Raw genomic sequence first — 1,297 nt, 5'->3', positions numbered from 1 at the left:
TCAGGGTCACGGTGTAGGTGATCTGGCCACCTTCGCTGACGCTGGTGCTGTCCACGGTCAGCTTGGCGGTGACTTCGTTGATGGTGTCAGTTGTTTTAACGGTGGCCGCGGTATTGTCGATCACCAGGTTCTCGAAGGTCTTGCCGGCCACGGAGGCGCCGGTGACGTTCAAGGTTAGGGACGACGGGTCTTGGTAGACGTCTTCGGCGTTGGTGTCGCCGGTGTAGATCGCGCTGGTTTGACCCGCAGTGATCACCACCGATTTACCGTTGCTCAGAGTGACGGTGAAGTCATCGGCCAGGACGCGGTTGATGCTGACGGTGAAGCTCGGTGCGTTGCCTTCCACCACGTCGCCGTTGGCGCTGAGGGCCACGGTGACCTTGTTGCCGGCACCGTTCACTTCGTCGCTGATGGTGACGCTGGTTTTGTCGCTGCCGAGCACCAGGTTTTCGTAATTGTTGCTGCCGCTGACGGATTGCAGCTGGTTGACCACAGTCACCGGCTGGTCGACGTAGAGGTTGTCTGCCACTGGTACGCTGGTGCTGCCGCTGGTTTGATTGGCAGCGATGTTGATCACCGTGCCATCGGTCAGGGTGAAGCTCAGACCGCCGTGGTTATTCACCGGCAGGCCGGCGGCGTTGCTCAGGGTCACGGTGTAAGTGATCTGGCCACCTTCGCTGACGCTGGAATTATCCACCGTCAGTTTGGCCACCACGTCGTTGGTGGTGTCGGTGGTGTTAACGGTTGCATCCGCACCGCTGATGACCAGGTTTTCGAACGACTTGCCCGCGACTTCCGCCCCAGTGATGTGCAGGGTTTCGGACGTCGGGTCTTTATAAACGTCTTCGGCGTTGGTATCGCCGGTGTAGATCGCGCTGGTTTGACCCGCAGTGATCACCACCGATTTCCCATTGCTCAGGGTGACGGTGAAGTCATCGGCCAAAGCGCGGTTGATGCTGACGGTGAAAGTCGGAGCATGACCTTCCACCACGTCGCCGTTGGCGGTAATGCCCACGGAGACCTTGTTGCTGGCACCGTTCGCTTCGTCGCTGATGGTGACGCTGGTTTTGTCGCTGCCGAGCACCAGGTTTTCATAGTTGTTGCTGCCGCTGACACCGGTCAACTGATTGTCGATGACAACAGGTTGATCAACGTACAGGTTGTCGGGCACCGGAACGCTGGTGCTGCCGCTGGTCTGGTTGGCAGCGACGTTGATCACCGTGCCGTCTTTCAGGGTGAAAGTCAGGCCGCCGTGGTTGTTCACCGGCAAGCCGTCAGCGTTGCTCAGGGTCACGGT

General features: G+C 59.4%; 1 protein-coding gene. It reads right to left on the bottom strand.

Features of this window, described 5'->3' with window-relative positions; genetic code table 11:
- Nucleotides 1–1,297, bottom strand: a 1,297-nt coding sequence (locus PG5_RS34555; protein ID WP_042955991.1) for an immunoglobulin-like domain-containing protein, incomplete at both ends; no start/stop codon positions are given.

The sequence above is a fragment of the Pseudomonas sp. G5(2012) genome (genome assembly GCF_000408945.1).
Classification (GTDB): Bacteria; Pseudomonadota; Gammaproteobacteria; order Pseudomonadales; family Pseudomonadaceae; genus Aquipseudomonas; species Aquipseudomonas umsongensis.
The sequence above is the reverse complement of the archived record's forward strand: the minus strand, read 5'-3'. Positions and strand labels throughout refer to the sequence as shown.